4 protein-coding genes and 1 tRNA gene are annotated in these 4,540 nt (G+C 67.3%); 3 read left to right on the forward strand and 2 right to left on the reverse strand.

The features are described from left to right. The first annotated feature begins 390 nt into the window (after positions 1 to 390). Together ACLP25_RS17895 and ACLP25_RS17900 are read left to right on the forward strand one after the other, a co-directional pair. Positions 391 to 1,023, forward strand: a complete 633-nt coding sequence (locus ACLP25_RS17895) for a DUF1326 domain-containing protein (protein WP_442470526.1) — start codon at positions 391 to 393, stop codon at positions 1,021 to 1,023. 17 nt (positions 1,024 to 1,040) lie between these two features. Beyond that, positions 1,041 to 1,880: a DUF2182 domain-containing protein gene (locus ACLP25_RS17900; protein WP_442470527.1), complete on the forward strand. Its 840-nt coding sequence runs from the start codon at positions 1,041 to 1,043 to the stop codon at positions 1,878 to 1,880. Between the two features lie 131 nt (positions 1,881 to 2,011). Here the strand turns inward: ACLP25_RS17900 and ACLP25_RS17905 are convergent, their stop codons facing one another. Together ACLP25_RS17905 and ACLP25_RS17910 are read right to left on the reverse strand one after the other, a co-directional pair. Beyond that, entirely contained in the window at positions 2,012 to 3,523 is a 1,512-nt protein-coding gene (locus ACLP25_RS17905; RefSeq protein WP_442470528.1) for a glucan biosynthesis protein, read from the reverse strand. Between the two features lie 139 nt (positions 3,524 to 3,662). Continuing rightward, entirely contained in the window at positions 3,663 to 4,277 is a 615-nt protein-coding gene (locus ACLP25_RS17910; RefSeq protein WP_442470529.1) for an outer membrane protein, read from the reverse strand. A gap of 186 nt (positions 4,278 to 4,463) precedes the next feature. Between ACLP25_RS17910 and ACLP25_RS17915 the strand changes: the two genes are divergently transcribed. Continuing rightward, positions 4,464 to 4,539, forward strand: a tRNA-Phe gene (locus ACLP25_RS17915). Position 4,540: the final 1 nt, after the last annotated feature.

A 4,540-nucleotide genomic window follows, 5' to 3' on the forward strand; every position in this document is an offset into this window, starting at 1 on the left:
GAACAAAATCAAATCGCTCCTTCGGCGCGCGCATACGTCCCCCAGCCGGCTGATTCTCCATCCGGCAAAGCGGAGACTCTCAAATTCAGGCCCTTTCGAGTCCCGCGAAAATGAGGGGATTCATGAGCTCCGGGCGCCCTTTTTCGTGGGCGGCTGACGCTCGCCCGTAGATCGATCCGAACACCGCGACGTTTTCGTCAATTCGCCAGGACCCGGCCCGGCGGCGCCGGTCTGCGGCCGGCGGAGCACAGTGCGGCGATGGTCCGACCTGAAATTGGCGTAATTTCGCGTGAACAATGGCCGCAACCGGACGAAACGATCGCGGGCGCATGTCCGCCGCTGGCTTTTTCCGCGACGCCGCCGACCGGCGCGCGGAGGGAGGAGACTGCGATGGCCTATGTCGACTGGTCGATGCAGGGTCATTCGATCGCCAATTGCAACTGCGATTTCGGCTGTCCCTGCCAGTTCAATACGCTCCCGACGCACGGCGACTGCCGAGCGATGACCGCGGTCAAGATCGAAAAGGGGCACTTCGGCGACGTCGATCTGAGCGGGCTCGCCTTTTGCGGCATGTTCGCCTGGCCCGGCGCGATCCATTACGGCAACGGCGAGGCGTTCCTCGTCATCAGCGATCACGCGACCGAGGCGCAGCGCAACGCGCTCCTGACCATTGTGTCGGGGAAGGAAACCGCGCCCGGCGCGACGATCTTCAACGTCTTCGCCCCGACCTTCGCCAAGATGCACGACCCGGTGTTCGCGCCCATCGAATTCTACCTCGACCTCGACAAGCGAATCGGCCGCGTGCGCATCCCCGGCGTCATCGACACCTCGATCGAGCCTATTCGCAATCCGGTCTCCGGGCATGAGCATCGTGTCAGCGTGCATCTGCCCGAGGGGTTCGAATATCATCAGGCGGAATACGCCAGCGGGAGCACCAGAGCGGACGGGCCGATCAAGCTGACCCTCGCAAACTCGCATTCCCACGTCTACGACCTGCACATGACCGCGAACGGCGTCGTGTAGACGACGGGGTCTGCGCCATGTCCGACCTCGCGCTCGAGCGGGCGCTCATCCGCGACCGGTGGATCGTCGGAGGGTGCCTTGCGGTTCTGGTCGCTCTCGCCTGCTTCTGGCTCTGGCGCGATCACGTCGCGATGGCGGCCTGGGACGACGCGATGGCCGCCATGGACATGAAGGATATGGAGATGGAAGGCGGGCCGATGGCGACCACCGCCACGCCGGCCGCCTATCTGGCCGAGGCCTTCCTCATGTGGCTCATCATGATGGTGGCGATGATGCTGCCCTCGGCTGCGCCGATGATCCTGCTCTACGGGAAACTGGCGCGCGGAGCCCGCGAGCAGGGCGGCGTGTTCGCCTCGACCACGGCTTTCGCCGGATTCTACCTCGCGGTCTGGGGCGGCTTCTCCGCCGTCGCGGCGCTGATCCAGTGGGCGCTGGTCAAGTCGGGCGCGATTTCCGACATGGGGCTCGCGTTCGGCGACCAGCGCATCGGCGGCGCCCTCCTGATCGCCGCCGGCCTCTATCAGGTGTCGCCGCTCAAGACCGCCTGCCTCGAAAAATGCCGGTCGCCGCTGTCGTTCCTGATGCGGCTGTGGCGGCCCGGCCTCGCGGGCGCCGCGCGGCTCGGGCTCTCGCACGGCCTCTATTGCCTCGGCTGCTGCGCCATGCTGATGGCGCTGCTGTTCGTGTTCGGCGTAATGAACCTCGCCTGGGTCGCGCTGCTGGCGATCGTCGTGCTGATCGAAAAGCTCGCGCCCGGCGGCCGGCTCATCGGCCGGATCGCCGGCGTCGCAGCGCTCGCCGTCGGCGTCGCGATGGCGTTCGGTTTGGCGCCGACGCTTTCCGGCGGGACGGGGTGAAGCGGTCTGCGAAGGGAGCGACCCGCGTGCCGGCGTGAACAGCTGCCGGCGCGCGCCCTCCTCCCGCGCTGGGGCGCGCCGATGAACGGCCAAAGATGGCGCCTTTCCGGGCCTGCCGCCCCGCCCTCCCCTCACGCCCGCCAGGGATAGGTCCAGGTCTCGGTCAGGGCCTTCGATCCCGAGCGCAGGAACACGCGCAGGTCCGTGCTCTGGCCGGGGTCGACCGCGACGTCGACGCCGGCGCGGAAACCGCGGGTATGGGCGTTGGGGGTGAGGAAGGTGCGCAGAATCTTGCCGTTCGAGGTCGTGGCGATCGTCTCCACCAGCGACGGGTCGCTCATATAGTAGGAGAGTTCGCCGCCGGCGAAATCGATCAAAAACCGGGTCGCTCCCGGGGGCGGCGATTCGGGCGCGCCGAGCGCGCGGGGGGCGACGCGGAAGGTTGCGACCGCCCGTCCGCCGGGGCTCAGGACCTGATCCATGGTCAGCGCCGTGATCCGGTAGGCGTAGGTCAGCGACTTGGCGGCGTCGAGCCCGTCCTTGGGGGCCCAGATCGCCACCACGTTGTCGTTGGTCTCGTCGCTGGTCGGCAGCTCCAAGAGCTCCACCTGGCCCTCGCCCCAATCTCCGCGCGGCTCGATCCAGTAGCTCGGCCTCAACTCGTAGGCGAGCTCGAGATCCTGGTAGTCGCTGAAATTGCGGTCGCGCTGCAGGAGGCCGAAGCCGCGCGGGTCGCGGTCGAGGAACACCGACAACGCCGGATTGGCCGGGTTGCTGAGCGGCCGCCAGATCCATTCGCCGGCGCCCGTATGCATGAACAGGCCGTCCGAGTCGTGCAGCTCGCTGCGGAAGTCGTCGGAGAAGCGCCGGTCGTTCTTGCCGACGAAGAACATCGACGAGAGCGGAGCGAGACCGAGCGCCGGGATCGCCTTGCGGGCGAACAAAGTCACGCTGGCCTCGATATAGGTCTCCTGCGCCGGAACGAGGTCGAAATGGAAGGCGCCGGTCGCCGACTCGCCGTCGAGAAGCGCGTAGATGGCGATCGTCTCGGCGTTCGGCGCCGGCGTCTCGATCCAGAACTCGCGAAAGTAGGGAAACTCCTCGTTGAGCCTGAGGCCGCCGCCGATGGCGAGGCCGCGCGCCGACAGGCCGTAGCGCTGGCCGCGGCCGAGGAAGCGGAAATAGCTCGCCCCGAGGAATGCCACGACCTCGTCCCAGACGTGCGGCGTGTTGATCGGAAACTTCAGCCGGAATCCGGCGAAGCCAAGGTTGATCGGCAGGTTGGCGTCGACCTTGTTGCGCCTGTAGTCGAACAGGCTCGTCGTGTACGGGATCGGCGCCGGGATGCCGTCGCGCAGCACATTGATCACGACCGGGCGCTTGTAGAGGTGGCCGAGGTGGAAGAGCTCGAGCCGGAACGTTGCGTTGAGCTGCTGGCCCAGCAGCGGCTTGTCCGACTTGAAGCGGATGTCGCGCCATGCGTCGTAGTCGAGGTTGGCGAGGCCGTCGGGCAGCGCCGGCACGGTTGGGTCATAGGGCGCCGCGGCGAGGTCGCGCGCGCGCTTCACGACGTCCTGATAGCCGAAAGGCGTCGTCGCCCCGCCCTGGGGAGCGTCGCTCTGGGCGACGGCAGGCGGAACCAAGGGCGCGCTCGCAAGGGCTGCGGCGCCAACAACCAGCGCTCGGCGGGATAACTCAAGCATGTGGGATCATTCGGCGGGAGGATGACGACGGGGCCGGGGGTAGCGCGTCGCCCGGCCGAAAGCAACATGGGCGGCAGGCTCAATAGGGAAGCGGCGCCAGCCCATTGTTGGGGTTGTTGGCCTTGTAGACCCGCGCTTCCATGCCGACCGCGAAATTCGGGGTGACCTGGTAGGTGAAGCCCATGCCCACCGTGCCGACAGCCTGGACCGCGCCCGGGCCGGAGAAGACCGCGTTGACCGCATCGAGGGGATTGGCGCTCCCAAATGCGGTCGGACGCGCGAGGTCCACGCCAGCGATCAGATAGGGCGTGAGTTGTCCCATGCGATAGCCGACGGTGGCCTCGCCGCCGGCGTAAGCCGTCCCGGTAAACTGACTGAACCCGCGCGGCGTCGACCACAAGAAGGGTCCATAGCCGCTCTCGGCGCGCACCCCGACCACGACGCCGTTGTCGAAGACATGGTCGTATCCGATATAGCCGTCGGCCCCGGCGCCGCCTTTCACGCCCTTGCCTCCCCAGGCCGAGACTCCGGCCCCGACGGAGAGCCCTGACCACGGGTTCCATTCCGGCTGGGCAGGTCCTGGCGACAGGGCCGGATAGTTCTCCGGCGCGTTGGGAAGATCCGCGGCCGCAGCCGGTCCGGCAATGGCGCCGGCGCAGGCGAGAAGGAGGGAGCCGAGAGGAACGATACGCATGGATCTCCACCGGATGGACGAGCCGCCACGCCCGCTATGCCCAAGCGACTGAGGCCGATTCAAGGCGTTGCGCGCGTCGAATTGCGAGCTTAGCCGAACGCCAAAAATCCGTCACCTCCTCTCTGGACAACCCCACCCCCGGCGCCTATAAGCGCGGACCGTCGGCGCCTCCGAGCGCCGCCCGGCGCCCAGGTAGCTCAGTTGGTAGAGCATGCGACTGAAAATCGCAGTGTCGGTGGTTCGATTCCGCCCCTGGGCACCAT

It is taken from the genome of Roseiarcus sp., from assembly GCF_052145395.1.
GTDB lineage: Bacteria > Pseudomonadota > Alphaproteobacteria > Rhizobiales > Beijerinckiaceae > Roseiarcus.

Excerpts from the sequence above, each read along its gene's own strand:
- ACLP25_RS17895 (WP_442470526.1), top strand. The coding sequence starts at position 391 with ATGGCCTATGTCGACTGGTCGATGCAGGGTCATTCGATCGCCAATTGC.
- ACLP25_RS17900 (WP_442470527.1), top strand. The coding sequence starts at position 1,041 with ATGTCCGACCTCGCGCTCGAGCGGGCGCTCATCCGCGACCGGTGGATC.
- ACLP25_RS17910 (WP_442470529.1), bottom strand. The coding sequence starts at position 4,277 with ATGCGTATCGTTCCTCTCGGCTCCCTCCTTCTCGCCTGCGCCGGCGCC.